General features: G+C 70.2%; 2 protein-coding genes. One reads left to right on the forward strand and one right to left on the reverse strand.

From position 1 onward, the window contains the following. Window positions 1-221 (reverse strand): helix-turn-helix domain-containing protein (locus tag CA983_RS44340; protein WP_143645887.1); only part of this gene is annotated, 221 nt, incomplete at its 3' end. 152 nt (window positions 222-373) lie between these two features. Between CA983_RS44340 and CA983_RS44345 the strand changes: the two genes are divergently transcribed. Next, the gene (locus CA983_RS44345; protein ID WP_086606173.1) at window positions 374-784 is read left to right on the forward strand and encodes an ATP-binding protein; all 411 of its coding nucleotides are present in this window, start codon (window positions 374-376) and stop codon (window positions 782-784) included. Window positions 785-845: the final 61 nt, after the last annotated feature.

The raw sequence follows: 845 nt of genomic DNA on the forward strand, positions 1-845 counted from the left end.
ATCCGCTTCCCGCCCTCGATCTTGTAGACCATGTCCTCGCCGTACCCGACCGCCGTCCCGAACTCGGCGGCCCGCATCCCCACCGCCTCCCGCCGCAGCTTCAGCTGCCGCCCCACCGTGGCGATGACCGCGACGCCCCACTCGTCGTCCGGATCCACCTCCCAACCCGGCTCGTCCGCCTCACCCTTGAGCCGACCCGCGTCCGCTTCGACCGCCGTCATCCCGCACCCTTCCGTCGTACGACCGTGCCCAACGCCCTACCCGTACGCCCCGTCCCGACAGCCCGGACACCACCGGACAAGCTCCGGACAGTTACCGTACGCACCCGCTGAGTCACTGTTCACAGTAAGCACGGACCGCCACGCTGAGTGACGTGACGCAGAAATCCCCCGAACTCACCACCCCCATCCGCAGCTTCAGCATCCAACTGTCCTCCACCCCACGCGGCGCACGCCTGGCCCGTCTCCTGGCCACCGAGCAACTGCGCTCGTGGGGACTGCCGTTGGACCCGGCAAGGCAGGTCATCGCGGAGCTGTCGGCCAACGCGGCGCAGCACGGCCGCATCCCCGGCCGCGACTTCCGCCTGCTCCTCTACGTCGTAGCCGACACGCTCCGCATCGAGGTCACGGACACCCGCGACGACCGACTGCCGACACCCCGACTCCCCGGCCCGGACTCCGAGTCCGGCCGCGGCCTGATCCTCGTAGACGCCCTCGCCGACCGCTGGGGCGTCACCCCGGGCCTGCCACCACGCAAGACCGTCTGGGCAGAACTCCCCCTCTGACCCGGAGCACCGGAACCCAACAGCTCGCGCTCCGGTGCCGCAGGCGGTCTCTTTCAAGGAC

The sequence above is a fragment of the Streptomyces swartbergensis genome, assembly GCF_002148965.1.
GTDB lineage: Bacteria > Actinomycetota > Actinomycetes > Streptomycetales > Streptomycetaceae > Streptomyces > Streptomyces swartbergensis.